The sequence below is a fragment of the Leisingera sp. ABM4_060 genome (assembly GCF_056158765.1).
The window spans coordinates 1757557-1772544 of record NZ_JBSWTX010000001.1; the positions used below are offsets into that span (position 1 = coordinate 1757557).

The 14988-nt window shown below is 56.9% G+C and carries 13 protein-coding genes and 1 riboswitch; of the genes, 6 read left to right on the plus strand and 7 right to left on the minus strand.

What is annotated here, in order from left to right; genetic code table 11:
• The 4 genes from bioA to bioB are packed head-to-tail and all read right to left on the minus strand — an operon-like array spanning position 1 to position 4035.
• Positions 1 to 1299, minus strand: a complete 1299-nt coding sequence (bioA, locus tag ACXAEH_RS08715) for an adenosylmethionine--8-amino-7-oxononanoate transaminase (RefSeq protein WP_475032064.1) — start codon at positions 1297 to 1299, stop codon at positions 1 to 3.
• Positions 1296 to 1922: a dethiobiotin synthase gene (bioD, locus tag ACXAEH_RS08720; protein ID WP_475032065.1), complete on the minus strand. Its 627-nt coding sequence runs from the start codon at positions 1920 to 1922 to the stop codon at positions 1296 to 1298. The genes bioA and bioD overlap by 4 nt, the downstream gene beginning before the upstream one ends.
• Entirely contained in the window at positions 1919 to 3058 is a 1140-nt protein-coding gene (locus ACXAEH_RS08725; RefSeq protein ID WP_475032066.1) for an 8-amino-7-oxononanoate synthase, read from the minus strand. Before ACXAEH_RS08725 ends, bioD begins: the two co-directional genes overlap by 4 nt.
• Complete coding sequence (gene bioB / locus ACXAEH_RS08730; RefSeq protein WP_475032067.1) at positions 3058 to 4035, minus strand: biotin synthase BioB; 978 nt, start codon at positions 4033 to 4035, stop codon at positions 3058 to 3060. The genes ACXAEH_RS08725 and bioB overlap by 1 nt, the downstream gene beginning before the upstream one ends.
• A gap of 214 nt (positions 4036 to 4249) precedes the next feature.
• Positions 4250 to 4378: riboswitch (TPP riboswitch) on the plus strand.
• Positions 4379 to 4508: 130 nt separating this feature from the next.
• Between bioB and thiC the strand changes: the two genes are divergently transcribed.
• From thiC to ACXAEH_RS08760, 6 genes are all read left to right on the plus strand, one after another.
• On the plus strand, positions 4509 to 6314 hold the full coding sequence (gene thiC / locus ACXAEH_RS08735) for a phosphomethylpyrimidine synthase ThiC (RefSeq protein WP_475032068.1): 1806 nt from the start codon (positions 4509 to 4511) through the stop codon (positions 6312 to 6314).
• Between the two features lie 564 nt (positions 6315 to 6878).
• Entirely contained in the window at positions 6879 to 8066 is a 1188-nt protein-coding gene (locus ACXAEH_RS08740; protein ID WP_475032069.1) for a tyrosine-type recombinase/integrase, read from the plus strand.
• A 44-nt stretch (positions 8067 to 8110) separates the two neighbouring features.
• Positions 8111 to 8947 (plus strand): hypothetical protein, encoded by an 837-nt coding sequence (locus ACXAEH_RS08745; protein WP_475032070.1) that lies wholly within the window; start codon positions 8111 to 8113, stop codon positions 8945 to 8947.
• Positions 8948 to 9128: 181 nt separating this feature from the next.
• Positions 9129 to 9353, plus strand: coding sequence for a helix-turn-helix transcriptional regulator (locus tag ACXAEH_RS08750; protein WP_475032071.1), 225 nt, complete (start codon positions 9129 to 9131; stop codon positions 9351 to 9353).
• A 138-nt stretch (positions 9354 to 9491) separates the two neighbouring features.
• Positions 9492 to 9713: a hypothetical protein gene (locus ACXAEH_RS08755; RefSeq protein WP_475032072.1), complete on the plus strand. Its 222-nt coding sequence runs from the start codon at positions 9492 to 9494 to the stop codon at positions 9711 to 9713.
• 136 nt (positions 9714 to 9849) lie between these two features.
• Entirely contained in the window at positions 9850 to 10995 is a 1146-nt protein-coding gene (locus ACXAEH_RS08760; protein ID WP_475032073.1) for a hypothetical protein, read from the plus strand.
• Positions 10996 to 11420: 425 nt separating this feature from the next.
• Here the strand turns inward: ACXAEH_RS08760 and ACXAEH_RS08765 are convergent, their stop codons facing one another.
• The 3 genes from ACXAEH_RS08765 to ACXAEH_RS08775 all read right to left on the minus strand — a co-directional run bounded on the left by ACXAEH_RS08765 (position 11421) and on the right by ACXAEH_RS08775 (position 14373).
• The gene (locus tag ACXAEH_RS08765) at positions 11421 to 12083 is read right to left on the minus strand and encodes a DUF2971 domain-containing protein (protein WP_475032074.1); all 663 of its coding nucleotides are present in this window, start codon (positions 12081 to 12083) and stop codon (positions 11421 to 11423) included.
• Positions 12084 to 12470: 387 nt separating this feature from the next.
• On the minus strand, positions 12471 to 13688 hold the full coding sequence (locus tag ACXAEH_RS08770; RefSeq protein WP_475032075.1) for an ATP-dependent nuclease: 1218 nt from the start codon (positions 13686 to 13688) through the stop codon (positions 12471 to 12473).
• 118 nt (positions 13689 to 13806) lie between these two features.
• On the minus strand, positions 13807 to 14373 hold the full coding sequence (locus ACXAEH_RS08775; RefSeq protein ID WP_475032076.1) for an AAA family ATPase: 567 nt from the start codon (positions 14371 to 14373) through the stop codon (positions 13807 to 13809).
• Positions 14374 to 14988: the final 615 nt, after the last annotated feature.

Below are 14988 nucleotides of genomic sequence, written 5' to 3' on the forward strand. Positions count from 1 at the left end.
TTACAGCTCCTGCGCCAGCCGCAGCATGCCTGCGGTGATCTCGCTTAGCTGGTCCGGCGATGTGATGAAGGGCGGCATGGTGTAGATGTTGGTGCCGAAGGGGCGCAGGAACACGCCCATCTCATGGGCACGGGCGTGGGCCTCGTCCGCCGAGACCCGGTGCTTCATTTCGATAACCCCGATGGCGCCCAGCACCCGCACATCCGCCACATTGGGCAGATTGCGGGCCGGCGCCAGCTCAGCCTGCATCTGTTCGCCAATCGCGGCCACAGTGCCCTGCCAATCCTGCCCGGTCAGCAGATCCAGAGAGGCCTTGGCCGCCGCACAGGCCAGCGGGTTGCCCATATAGGTCGGCCCATGCATGAACAGCCCGGGGTTGCCGCCGCCGATGCCCTCCGCCACGCGGTCGTTGGTCATGGTGCAGGCGAAGGAGATATGGCCGCCCGTCAGCCCCTTGCCGAGGCAGATGATGTCCGGCTCGACGGTGCAGAAATTGGTGGCGAAGAGTTCTCCGGTGCGGCCAAAGCCGGTGGCAATCTCGTCGAAGATCAGCAGGATGCCCAGCTCGTCGCACAGCGCGCGGGCCTGGTTCAAGTATTCCGGGTGGTAGAAATACATGCCGCCGGTGCCCTGCACCACAGGCTCCAGGATGAAGGCCGCGATCTTTTGTGCATTGGCTTCCAGCACTTGGCGCAGCTCGCCGAGGCCGTTTCGTGCTGGGTCGTCCACCCACTCCTCATGGATGCGGATCGGCGGGCGGGAGACAAAATGCTGCACGCTCAGCGCGCCCTGGAACAGGTGGTGCATGCCGGTGTCCGGATCGCAGACGCTCATCGCCTTCCAGGTATCGCCATGATAGCCCGAGCGGATGGTGGCAAATTCCTTGCGCGCGGGCTGGCCCGCGGCGTGCTGGTACTGCACCGCCATCTTCATCGCCACCTCGACCGAAACAGAACCGCTGTCGCAGTAGAAGATGCGCGTCAGGCTCTCCGGCGTGATTTCCAGCAGCTTGCGGCCCAGGTCGATCGCCGGATCATGGGTCAGCCCGCCGAACATCACATGCGGCAGGGTGTCGAGCTGGTCGTGGATCGCCTTGGTGATTGCAGGGTTGCGGTGCCCATGCATCATGCACCACCAGGACGACATGGCGTCAATCAGACGGGTGCCGTCATCCAGCGTGATATGCACCCCTTCGCTTTCCTTCACCACAAAGGTGGGTCCGGGCTTGGCGACATTGGTGTAAGGATGCCAGAGGTGCTGCTGGTCGAATTCAAGCTGGGTGAGGCTGTACGCGCTCATGCCAAGGCCTCCTTGATCAGATCCACCCGGATGCTGGCCTGAAAGGCCACCGCCAAAGCGTCAGAGGTCAGCTCGCCCAAGACCGGCAGTCGGCCCAAATGCGCCACCTGCCCGAACTGGCAGATGGTTTCCTCCACTTTCGGCTCGGGGTCGCCGATGAAGGCAACACCAGCGACGCTGCAGCCTGCATCGCGCAAGGCTTTCAGCGACAAGAGCGTGTGGTTGATCGTCCCCAGCTGAGTCCGCGCGCAGAGGATCACCGGCGCGCCCCAGCGGGCAAAAAGGTCGAGGTACAGCACCTTGCGGTTCAGCGGCACCATCAGCCCGCCTGCGCCTTCGGCCACCAGAACGCCATCAACTTCGGGCAAGGGCAGCGCGTCCGGGTCGATCTCCACCCCCTCGGCCTCGGCCGACAGATGCGGCGAGGCGGGCAGTTGCAGAAGATACCCCTCGGGCAATGCCGGACGGGCTGAGAGGCGCGCCACAACCTGGCTGTCGGTCTCTTCCTCCAGCCCCGATTGCACCGGCTTCCAGTAGGTCGCGCCAAGCGCCTGCACCAGGCCGGCGGAAAAGATGGTCTTGCCGATGCCGGTGTCGGTTCCGGTGACGATCAGCGCGCTCATGCTGCACTCTCCAATTCCCGGGCGAGGTCTTCGAACATCGCGGTGATGACCCCCGCCCCCGTGTTCAACGTGATCGACAGCCGCAGCCGCGATGTGCCGCGCGGCACCGTCGGCGGGCGGATGCCGCGGATGTCGTAGCCGCGGGCCTGCATGGCGGAAGCCAGCGCCATCGCGCGTTTGTCATCGCCAATCACCACTGGCAGGATCTGGCTTTGAAACCCCTCCAGCCCGCACAGGCGTTTGGCCTCGGCCTGGGCATGGATGATCCCAAACCACGCCTGTTCCCGGCGGCCCGGGTTCTGTTGCAATTCCAGCAACGCCGCACGCACCAGCGCTGCGTTCAGCGGAGACGGGGCGGTGGCAAAGATAAAGCCGCGCGCCTTGTTGATCAGCGTCTCGATCAGCACCCGTTGACCGCAGATCAATGCGCCCGAGGCGCCCAGCGCCTTGCCGCAGGTGTGCAGGGACAGGACGTTCGGACGGTGCGCGATTTCATGCGCCAGCCCGCGGCCCAGATCGCCGAACACGCCGGTGGAATGCGCTTCGTCCACCACCAGTACCGCGCCTTCAGCATCCGCCAGCGCCATCAGCGCCTCCAGCGGCGCCAAGTCGCCATCCATCGAATAGACTGCCTCCACTGCGATCCAGACCTGACCGGTGCCGCCTTCAGAGCGCCAGCCTTTCAGCACCCGCGCCGCGCCCTCCGCGTCACCATGGGCAAAGCTGCGCGTCTCCGCCCGGCCCAGCCGCATCCCGTCATGGGTGCTGGCGTGGACCAGCGTGTCATAGAGCACCAGATCGCCCTGCTGCGGCAGGGTTGAGAAAATCGCCTGATTGGCATTGAACCCGCCGCCCATGAACAGCGCCGCCTCAGTGCCGAAAAACGCAGCCGCCTCAGCCTCCAGCAGCTGATGTTCCGCATCATTGCCGCGCAGCAGGCGCGAGCCGCCTGCCCCCACCGGCACCCCGCGGGCCAGCGCATCGGCGGCGGCGGCGCGCAGCGCATCGCTGCCCGCCAACCCAAGGTAGTCGTTGGAGGCAAAGTCATGCCCGTCCCGCGGCATCAGCTGCCGGTAGCGTCCGCGCGTGCGCAGCGCTTCCAGCGATTTCTCATGCCTCGGGAAGGCGCCCGCCATCAGCGGCTGCCGTCGCAGCCTGCCGCCATCGCGGTGATGCCCAGACGGTCGAACAGCTGCTGGTCCTTGTCCTCTTCGGGGTTGTCCGCGGTCAAGAGCGTGTCGCCCACAAAGATCGAGTTGGCACCGGCAAAGAAGCACATTGCCTGCATCTCATCCGACATGTCGGTGCGGCCTGCCGACAGGCGCACGTGGGATTTCGGCATCAGGATGCGGGCCAGCGCCACGGAGCGGACAAATTCGATCGGATCCAGCTTCTCGACATTGGCCAGCGGCGTGTCGGCGATCGGGATCAGCATGTTGACCGGCACCGAATCCGGGTGCACCTCCAGTGTCGCCAGCGCCAGCATCATGTCGATACGGTCCAGCTGCTGCTCCCCCATGCCGACGATGCCGCCGGAGCAGACTTTGATGCCCGCTTCACGCACTCGGTTCAGGGTGTCGATGCGGTCGGCAAAGGTGCGGGTGGTGATGATCTCGGAGTAATAGCGCTCCGAGGTGTCGATGTTGTGGTTATAGTAATCAAGACCGGCATTGCGCAGGCGGAACACTTGCTCCTCGTCCAGCATACCCAGGGTCATGCAGGTTTCCATGCCCAGATCCTTGACGCCCCGCACCATCGCCTCAAGTGCTGCCATGTCGCGGTCCTTGGGCGAGCGCCAGGCCGCGCCCATGCAATAGCGGGTCGCGCCGCCTTCCTTGGCTTTCTTGGCCTCGGCAATCACCCGCTGCACCTCGATCAGCTTGGAGGCCGACAGCTGCGCGCCGTTCCTCGCCGACTGCGAACAATAGGCGCAGTCCTCGGCGCAGCCGCCGGTCTTGATGCTGAGCAGCTTGGATTTCTGCACCTGGTTGGGGTCGAAATACTGCCGGTGCACGGTATGCGCCTGGAACAGCAAGTCCATGAAAGGCTTGTTATAAATCGCTTCCGCTTCCTCGCGGGTCCAGTCGGTGCGGATGGGTGCAGCGTCCAGCATGCTGTCTCCTGTTCTCGTATACCAGTTGGCCATGCGCGGATGGCGGTTCAGGATTTTATAGATAATTTTTCCACCTGCGATCAAGCACCAAAGCTGCGCTGCAGCGATTTGCCCCGGACTGGCGCCAATAAGTCCAATATCAATCTGATTTTAATGCCAAAAAACAATCTGCAAAGATTCCGGTTGACGCAAACCGCTCTCCTCCCCTAGCCCTATTGCCACGCAGGGGAGTCCCGCCAAGGGGACTGAGAGGCGTTTAGGTGCGGGGCAACCCAAGCCGGCGGCGCGACCCTTTGAACCTGACCCAGTTGATACTGGCGTAGGAAGCTAGGACGCGCCTTTTGGCCTCTTGTCCCCGCGGGGACAGCCGTTGAAAACGGGCGCACTCCGGTCAAGCAGGCCCCGCCTGCCGGTTTCCCAAGCCAAACCTCATCTGGTGTCTTTTCTGAGTTTAGGCTTCGAGGAGCACCAAAATGAACGTCCCCAATCCCAAGATCACCACCGGCGGCCTGCCCGCGTCCCGCAAAATTTACGTCAAAGGCGAGCGCTTTCCGGACATCCGCGTGCCGATGCGCGAGATCTCGGTCCACCCTACCGCAGGCGAAGAGCCGCTGCCGGTCTATGACAGCTCCGGCCCCTATACCGATCCCGACGTGCTGACCGATATCCGCCAGGGCCTGCCCGGCTTACGCCGCCAGTGGATCCTGGACCGCGGCGACGTCGAGGAATACGACGGCCGCGATGTGAAGCCCGAGGACAACGGCTTTGCCTCCGGCGAGCGGCTGGTGCCGGAATTTCCGGTGAAGCCGCGCCCGCTGCGCGCCAAGGATGGCAATGCCGTGACCCAGCTGGCCTATGCCCGCGCAGGCATCGTGACACCGGAGATGGAATTCATCGCGATCCGCGAAAACCAGCTGCGCGAGGCTGTGGCGCCCGCGCGCGACGGCCACGACTGGGGCGCCAACATCCCGGATTACGTGACGCCGGAGTTTGTCCGTGACGAGGTTGCTGCGGGCCGCGCCATCATCCCCAGCAACATCAACCACCCGGAATCTGAGCCGATGATCATCGGCCGCAACTTCCTGGTCAAGATCAACGCCAATATGGGCACTTCGGCTGTCACCTCCTCGATGGAAGAGGAAGTGGACAAGCTGGTCTGGTCGATCCGCTGGGGCGCCGACACGGTGATGGACCTGTCGACGGGGCGCAACATCCACAACACCCGCGAATGGATCGTGCGCAACTCGCCGGTGCCGATCGGCACGGTGCCGCTGTATCAGGCGCTGGAGAAGGTGAACGGCATCGCCGAGGACCTGACCTGGGAAGTGTTCCGCGACACGCTGATTGAGCAGGCGGAACAAGGTGTCGACTATTTCACCATCCATGCGGGCGTGCGGCTGCACATGGTGCCGATGACGGTGAAGCGGGTCACCGGCATCGTCTCGCGCGGCGGCTCGATCATTGCGCAGTGGTGCCTGCATCACCACAAGGAGTCGTTCCTCTACACGCATTTCGACGAGATCTGCGACATCTGCCGCAAGTATGATGTGGCTTTCTCGCTGGGTGACGGTCTGCGCCCCGGCTCGATTGCCGATGCCAATGACGAGGCCCAGTTTGCCGAGCTGGAGACCCTTGGGGAGCTGACCAAGATTGCCTGGGCCAAGGATTGCCAGGTGATGATCGAAGGCCCGGGCCATGTCGCCATGCACAAAATCAAGGAGAACATGGACAAGCAGCTGGAGTGCTGCCACGAGGCGCCCTTCTATACGCTGGGGCCGCTGACCACCGACATTGCACCGGGTTATGACCACATCACCAGCGGCATCGGTGCGGCGATGATCGGCTGGTTCGGCTGCGCCATGCTGTGTTACGTGACCCCGAAAGAGCACCTGGGCCTGCCCGACCGCGATGACGTGAAGACCGGGGTGATCACCTATAAGATCGCGGCCCATGCGGCGGATCTGGCCAAGGGCCTGCCGGGGGCGCAGCGGCGTGACGACGCGATCTCGCGGGCGCGGTTCGAGTTCCGCTGGGAGGATCAGTTCAACCTGGCTCTGGATCCGGAAACCGCCCGCGACTACCACGACCAGACGCTGCCGAAAGAGGCCCATAAAGTGGCGCATTTCTGCTCCATGTGCGGGCCGAAGTTCTGCTCCATGCGGATTTCCCACGACATCCGCGCCGAGGCGCAGAAAGAGGGGATGGAGGCGATGGCCGCCAAGTTCCGCGAAGGCGGCGAGCTGTACATGCCTGCCGGCAAAGCGGACCCGGCCGGATGATCCGCAACGCAGGCGCGGGCCACGCTGGTCCCGCCTGCGCCCATGAACCGAAGCAGCGCGGGGGCGGCGGCAAGAGGCTGCCCCTCCCTTCGGGACACATACGCGACTCGGATGCTGAAAAACGGTTTGCAGGCCTGCGAAGTCCAGCAGCTTCTTGGCCACTCATCGGTCAAGCAGACCGCCGAGCATGCCAAATACGAATCCCTGGACACCGTTCGCAAGGCCGCACACACGCAAAACAAGGGTACACACTAACGCAGACACTTTGCAGAGAACGCATCTTAGACGCTCTGAAAGGTGATATTTTTCGCGCAATTTCAAGCGGTTAAATGGTGCCCCCACACGGACTCGAACCGCGGACCTACTGATTACAAAAATTCCTCAGGGCATTTCTCCGGATTTCGCCAAACTTCGCTGACCACCCATAAACGACTGTTATTGCTTGATTATTATTGACGGCCGCTACGCTCTCCTCTCATTTTCAACGCCATATTCCGAAGCACACTGCTTCCTATATGCTTCCGGATTTTTAAGATCGAACGTTGCGAGAGTGAAGAAACTGAGATGACAAAACTTACAAAACGGATCGTGGACGGGCTTGCCCCAGAGGCGAAAGAACGGATCATTTGGGACCAGGAATTGCCCGGGTTTGGCATCCGCATCTATCCTACTGGCCGCAAGGTCTACCTCGTGCAATACCGCAGCAGTGGCAGGACGCGGCGCAAGAACCTTGGACAGCACGGAGTTTTGACGGCAGACGAAGCACGCAAAGAGGCAAAGCTTGTACAAGCCGACGTCGCGCGGGGCGGCGACCCCTCTGCGGAGCGTAAGGCAAAGCTGCGCAGCCTGACAGTGGCCGCACTGGCGGAACGGTTCCTAACGGAGCACGTTGCACTGCATTGCAAGCCTTCCACGCATTACGATTATTCCAATACCGTTCGAGGTACGATCAACCCTGCCCTGGGGCCGATTAAAATCACCGAAATCACCCGCGCCGACATTGCCAACTTCCACCACCAGAAAAGGGATACTCCATATCAGGCAAATCGTGCTGTCGCCCTGCTGTCTAAGATGTTCAATGTGGCCGAGGACTGGGGCCTGCGTCCGCAGGGCTCGAACCCAGCCACTCGGATCAAGAAGTATCGCGAAGTTGAAAAGAAGCGCTACCTGAACGACTCCGAACAGGCACAGCTTGGGGAAACCTTGTTTGAGGGCCTCGATTTAGGTGAGCTTTCAGAATACGTTGTCGCCGCCATTTACCTGCTGATGCTCACAGGGTGCCGTCTCAAAGAAATTCAAACGCTGCAGTGGGATTTTGTCACCTCGACACATTTAGAGCTTCCAGACAGCAAAACAGGCAGACGGCGCATTCCTCTGCCCAGAGAGGCACAGACAGTCCTGGACGCCTTGCCCCGCCGTGAGGGAAACCCTTACGTCATTCTGGGGGACAGTCCTGAAGGCCACTACAACGATTTGCAAAAGCCGTGGCGCAAGATCAGAGCAAAGGCCGGTCTGCACGACGTGCGACTGCACGATCTGCGGCATACCTATGCTTCGGTTGCTGTCACAAATGGGATTGACCCATTCATGCTCAAAGAAATCATGGGACACAAAAACCTGTCCACAACACTGCGGTACGCGCATCTCGCAGACGACGCAGTTCAACGAGCTGCCGGGTCGATTGCATCACGTCTGGCTAGCGCCATGCAGAGGAGCGAAGGTCGTCCGCATGGGTTGCGTGTCGTGGGATAAAGCCGCATCAAAGCCCAAACTGAATTCACACAGAACTGCAAAATATGCGTCATAACCTTCCAAAGCTCCGTTTTCATAGGGACCAGTTCATTACCCTAAACGAAGGGTTCGACCGGGCCGGGCGTTTCACCTTTCCGCTCGAATGGACAGGCGAAGAAGCGTTTGCGTGGCCTGAAGCCGCGCCTGAAACATTCAGGGATGAGCGTGAAGAGTTAGAGAAGGAGTTCCAGAGGCTGAACAAGAGGGCAACTGATCTGCATCTGATGGATACTTTCGGTATGGACGCTGATCAGCAGGAACAGGTTCAACAAGCTGCAGAAGATGCTTCTGCTCAGCGGGAACAGGCGCGAAACAAGCTCAGCCAATTTGGAAGAGCATATGACTCTCGTTTTATAGATGCCGAGGCGTACGCTAGACGTACCGAAGTTGAGGGTCTGCTCTGCCGGGCGATGGAGAAACGGGAGCTTCTACTCCATTTTGGAACGGGTACCGGCATAAGGCTAGGCGACTGGCAGGCTGACAACCGCTATTTCGAGATGAGTTTCGGGTTCAGCTATGTCATTGCACCCAAGAGCTACGGTAGCCGCCGCCGTTTCCCTGCCTATTTTAAGCTCCGCGATTTTAATGCATGGGCAGAGCCCAAAGAGGCTGAGCTCACTCCTTACGAAGCTGCCCCGATTGAAGAGCGAATGATCGAATGGTTCCTGAAGTACCGAGCGGTTTGCTTAGCTGAAGGCCGAAAAGCTCGTCAGGAAGATGTTAGAGCGATGTGCGAAGAGCACTTTGGGCGCAATGATCTCGGACGCAAGTTTGAAGCGGTTTGGAAGCTGCTGGCGGTGGACGAAATCCGTAAGGTGGGGCGCACAAAAAAGTCCGCCTAGCATTTCCTTTCACCAGCACTCAGAAACTTTTTACAAGCCGCCTAAAACGCTGAAATATATCAGCAAAAAAATACTGACCGGCATTTCCCGCCCAAGAAAAAAGGCCCGGCGTCTATTTCGGCCTTCTGCGCCCATCTACCTTGTCCTCACAAACACTGCATCTGCAATCTGAGGACACCAAATGATCAACAATCGCTTGAACGGGCATGATCCCGACACCCTAGTAGACGAGCGCGAAGCCGCATCGATCCTGTGCTATTCCGTGCGCGCTCTTCAGAACTGGCGGCATCGTGGCGGCGGCCCGCGCTTCGTCAAAGTATCCTCGCGCTCTGTCCGTTACCGGCGCGCTGACCTTTTGGACTGGATTGCTGAGCGAACAGTCTCCCACACGTCGCAACCCATCTGACAATCAGTTTTGCCCTTGAAGGGTTGGTAGCACTTCAAGGGATTTTGGGGCCGGACGGCTCTTGCAGGGCGCGGGGTAAACGCACCTCGCGCCCTCTCTTTGTCTGCTGCCAGGAACCATCATCAAAAGGAAAACAACATGGCAAACCAGCCTATCCATAAAATCAGACTCGGCCTGATAACAGCCGCCATCTGGGACAATGACGGGTTCTATTCCGTCGATGTTACGCGGGCCTACAGGGCCAGTGACGGCAACTGGCAGAGCTCTACCAGCTTCTCCCACGCGGACTTGCTCAACGTTGCCAAATGCGCTGAGCGAGCTGAAATCTGGATCGGGAGGCAGGTCAATGCTGCGAAATGACATCGATGCCGGGCATTCTGCCCGGCCCCAAAACCTTAGCTACCCCGCCGGAGGCGCAACTGGCACCCAGTACGGGCAAAGGGGGGTGATTGTAGCACCCCCCTCCAGAAATACAGATCAATCAAAACCCGCCGACATGACCATTCTCCACCGGGGCTTTGACACGCTGACGCTGGCGGTTCAGGCCAACATTCCCCCAGTTTTGTTTGACCATCTGGACGCTGAAAGGGAACGTGCGGAACAGGAACGCCAGGACGTGCTTGTCGAGTACAACGGCATCCACTTGCACCTTAAGTCACACGGCGGGCATGGCTACCGCTTTATTGCCAGCGGCGGCCCGCACGGGGCCACGTGGTTTTTCAAGAAACCGAACCCAAAAAACTCCTGGGGCATCCGCGTCAACTTCGGCTCCACCTTCCTCGCATTGAATGGATTGGGCGCCGCCAAAGCCCACCTGGAGATGGTGACGGAGGCCTTGGGCATCCGCTATGGCGCGGACGACATCAGCATCTCCAGGGCTGACTTCTGCGTGGATATTCTGGCTCCGCATTTCGAACTGAACCCGGAGCAATTCGTCATGCACTCAAGCGCTGGCCGCAGGGACTTTGTGAAAGAAACGGACAAAGCCGTGCACGGCCGTTCAGGCCGCACAACCTCCGTAACGGTCGGCAGTTCCCGCAACCGGCAGGTCATTGTCTATGACAAGCGGGCCGAAATCATCCACTCAGGCAAAGCGCATTGGTGGGAGATCTGGAACATGGAACTACGCCGCAATGGATTAAGCGAGGTCGATCCGAAATGCGCTGACAGCAGCAGGGTTTGGCGTGTCGAATTCCGCGCAGGCAAGGACCTTTTGAAAGACCGCTGGAACATCCGCACCTGGGCGCAGTTCTTTGACCGCTTCGGCGACCTTTGCCGGGAAACAGGCGAAGTTGTCCGCTACACGGAGCCTAATGCAACGGATTGCAACCGCGCGAGATGGCCAAACCATCTCATTTGGGAACTTGCCTGCTCTGAAATGAATGGCGACCTGATGGAGATGCGTAGCGGTTGTGACCCAAACCCGCTCAAAGAGGTGCATAAGGAACAGCAGATATCCATGATCCTGCGGAATGTTCTCGGATGCACGGTCACACTGGCCGCACTGCGCGGCGTCCAGTATTCAGAGTTACCCGGATTTTTCCAGACAACGGCGGACGAGTTGACCCACAGGTCACGCCTGCACCCGGAAAAGGTAGCGAAACAACTGGAAGACGCGCGGAACCGCTATGTTTTTCTCTGAAATGCACAGAAATTCACGGTTTTTCTCGCACTTTACAGCCTGAAATGTACGGAAATGTCAGGAAATGCAGGCGCTCGAAAGTGCTAGAAAATGATAGAAAATGCTGGAATGTGACAGGATCTGCATGCTTCTGGATGGTCCCGCCTAGACTAGTAACGCACTTATAGACCAAGTAAACCAAGCTTGAAGCGCTGCCATAGGGCGGCGCTTTCTTTGCTCCCCCAGAAGGCCCCCACGTTGCCCTGGCCATCAAGAGCCCATAGCTGCCGCCACAGCCTAGTTTGAATTCTGCAAGCGCAGCACGACGCGAAGCATCGCCAAGCGGTCTTTGAAAGGTTCTCCTAAAGACACTGATGGCGTGAAGCGGTCATTCTCTGTAGTATGGCTGCTTGATCCTAAGCAATGATCACAGCGCCCCAGTCGGATTACCACAGTGACTTCTTATTTTGCCGAACAACTTCAAAGCGTTTGAATGCAAGGCGAGATTTGAAGACTTCAACACTGTCCCCTTCTACAAGCGCCTCCACTTCTTTGAAGTCTATTTTGGACTTTGCGCCAATAATAACCTGCTTCAGCTTCATGCTCTCATCAAACTCTTGATAGAGTATCTCATTGTCGGGCACTGGCTTGGAGAAGGAACGCAACATTCGGACTTCTTCCTCATAGCTCCAGTGAATGAACTTCGTTGAGAACAACTCAGAAATGTTATCCTCACCGATCCTATCAATTACCTCCCTTGGGGATGAGTTTGGGTACATCCTCTCAGAAACGTAACGAACTTCTTGGATGCTTTGGTCGACTTGAACATCGAATCCGTAACAAATCCCAGTGTGGTTTCCTGCGTAGTGTCCCCACATCACCGGATTTCGCCACGACCTAGAAAAACATATCATTCCCGTGGTCAGATCTGTCTCCTGGATCCACTTCCTGAAGAGGGTCCGCGTTTTTCGATTGCTGAAGTCGAAAGCAGCTAATTCGAAAGGGTCATTGCATTTGGAGAACCTGGATATTTTTAAGTGCTTGTTCTTTAGGTTATCCAAAGCGTGCTGTGGGGGGGTGAAGTAATAGAGACGCTTTGTAGGCTTCAAAGTTACTGCTCCTCAGTCGGGCTTCCTTCCGCGTGCGCAACCAATACGTTCATTGGATGGAGGGAAACAACCGTTTCCTTTGGTCCTGCTCGAGATGCATCGAGGTCGAGAGGAACCAGTTGACGATCTGTGTCTGAACTGGGCTCGACCTTGCAGTCATCGATAATGAGAGTAGGCAGCCAACTGAGCCCACTGCTGCCGTTGGCCGGCAGGTTGCCCCTCGCGGGTGCAGAACGTAGAGAACGGGACATTCCAGCATATGAATACCTTGCCACTTGTTCGCCTCATACACTTCAGAATGGTGGTTTCCTGAGTTCTGCCGACGTTGCGGCGGCATTTTTTGTTCCGCTCCAAAGGAAGTTTGGTGAAGGTTCAGTCCAAAAATGCTCAAGCGTTTTCAATCAGGTGCTTCGCCAAATGCGAGGTGAGTATTTTTATTTGGGCCAGGCTCTCTTCATCCATTTCAACTGTATCTGGGCCTACCATGGCAGCGGAGAAGTACTTTTGAATTTGAGATTTTGAGCAGCGTTTTGCGCCAAAATGATCCGAAATATTTGCTTTCATCTGTGTCGACAGAAGACCCTCAATTTCCTTTGGTGCTGTCTTTGCTTTTCCGAAGATGTGTTCGTATTCAATAAACCTCTCTGCGTTTACTGGCAGCTCCGCCTTGTATCTCTTTATTGCCGCCTTGCCTTCTTTGTCGCTATCGCACAGAAACACAAAGTTGTTTGTCCACCCGAGCATAAGAGAAATAACGGCAGAAGCATTGGTTACTCCATTCACAGGTAGGAAGTTTAGTGCCAGGTCCGGTTCATGATACTTTTTGTACCAACTCAAAATGTAAAAGTCTGATTTCCCTTCGACTAAGACGCCGCTGTCTTTGGCCTCTAGGGAAGACGGACTGTATTGCAATCGGTCAAGAATTGGTTGAAAGTAGTGTCCTTTTTCTTCGTTCTCGCCGACGAAACGTTTATAGGGAGTTACCGAGATGCTGATGCCGTTAGATGCGTCAGGAAACTTACCTTCAAGTTCCCCCTCTGTATCCAGGCCACTGGTCACAACGTGTGCATTCTCCAACCACAAGGGGTTCACTAGATGGTGGCTATGGGTGCTGAAGATAATGCTATTTTTTTTACCGGAAATAACTTCGAAGCTATCAAGAAGTTTGGCTTGAGCTTTACTATGCAAATTTGAAGCTGGCTCGTCGAACAAGAAAACCACAGATTGGTCGTCAAACGCTCCGCGTGAAAATCTTGTAAACAGCAAAAAGCAAAAGAACCACCGGAACCCGAGTGACCTTTCCGAGATACGATATCTCGGGCGACCTTGTTTAACTCTAAATGTCAGAAATACTTGTCTTTTTCCGGTTTGAGGGTGAGGCTCAATGGTCGACGCAACCTCAATTTCCGCATCTCCGATTTCTTTTCCAAGTATCTGCTGCCAACGGCCGAATACTTCCTCCGTTATTTTCCCTGCAAGACGCTCCAAGACATCATCGACGCTTTCCTTCTCTGGAGACCCAAACCAAAAAGTCATGAACTGAGCGAAAGGGTGATCTTTTTTAGTTCCAGTTATTCGGTCAACTATGTGCTTATTCAGTTCCATAGGTGGGTCAAGGGAGGCCATCGCGTCTTCTACTATTCGCACAAAATACTCGTTCGTCTTCGATGCGGTTTCCGTCGCGCCGTCAAGTGGTCCTGAAATCAGAATCTTATCCGGAAAGTCAAATAGGAAATTTGGAAAATAGATGATCCTGGGGAGTCTGGATCGTAGCAGGTTGACAACGCCATGCCACTCTTTTGACGGATGTGTGTACCTCGTGAACTTTTTTTTGCCGACTGGTTTTGAGATGGGGCCATATGCTCCACAAACTATTTGACTTAACATACTTTGAGTTGTCGTAAACCATCTCGGTCACAATGCGAAACTGAGATGGAAATTCACTCCTGTCCAGTTGAAGCCCAAACGTCTCTTTGCAGTAATCTTCGACAGCTGACAAGTCGTTTTCAGTGACTAGAACAGTTGCCTCGATTCGTATTTTCCCCGTGAAATCGCCTTTTAGGTTTTTGGGGATTAGTTGATCTTTGCTAATATCCACAGTGGACTGCTGAGCGATTGCGTGCATACCATCTACGTCAGGCTGGAACATATTTATCGCTTCCAGAATGGTGGTTTTTCCGCTTTCATTTAACCCAACTAGAGTGTGGATAGATGCCTCGCCGCTGCCTAGCTCTAGTTTTGCCTCCTGGATTCCTTTAAAGTTCTTAACGACAAATGACTTGAACTTCATAAATTGTATTCTCCTGCGGCGCTCAACTGGACCATTCCGATGCAAAAGCTAAGATTCCTTTGGGTTGATCTTAACTAACCGGGTGAACCCGTCCAGTCGATTTTCCTGTGGAGGGTAGCAGTATGGTGTGTATTCGTTAGTGGCGAAGAGTGTGGATTATTGGCTCAAACACCCAGGAAAGTCTTGACTTGGGGATCTTTTTGCGTCCTCTCCGGCAATCTCCGCGAGAAACCAGCAGGCACCACCCGTTACTTCAGTCGTGATATCCTCATCCGAGGCTAAGTTTGGCAAACTGGCTAAGCGGACTTTCGTTCAACCTGCTGCGAATTTCCACTATCCGTCGGCCGCGCCTAACTGGTCGCTCTTTGTCGCCCCTTTCGCACCTGCGGCGAATGGCCGGAAAGTCCCGTTGGGTCCCGCTTTCGAACCTTGCCTTTCACACAGACCAAGGACCTCACAGCGCCTGACCCACAGCGTTCGTTTGTGAAAAAGTTTTCTGTAGCGATGCAGAGATGACACGCCAGAAATCTGCTTGCCGCTGCTTCCTATATGCTTCCGGACTTGAAAGCTGCGCATATCGCGCGAAGGAGCAAGTCCTGCAAGTGTTTGATTTAT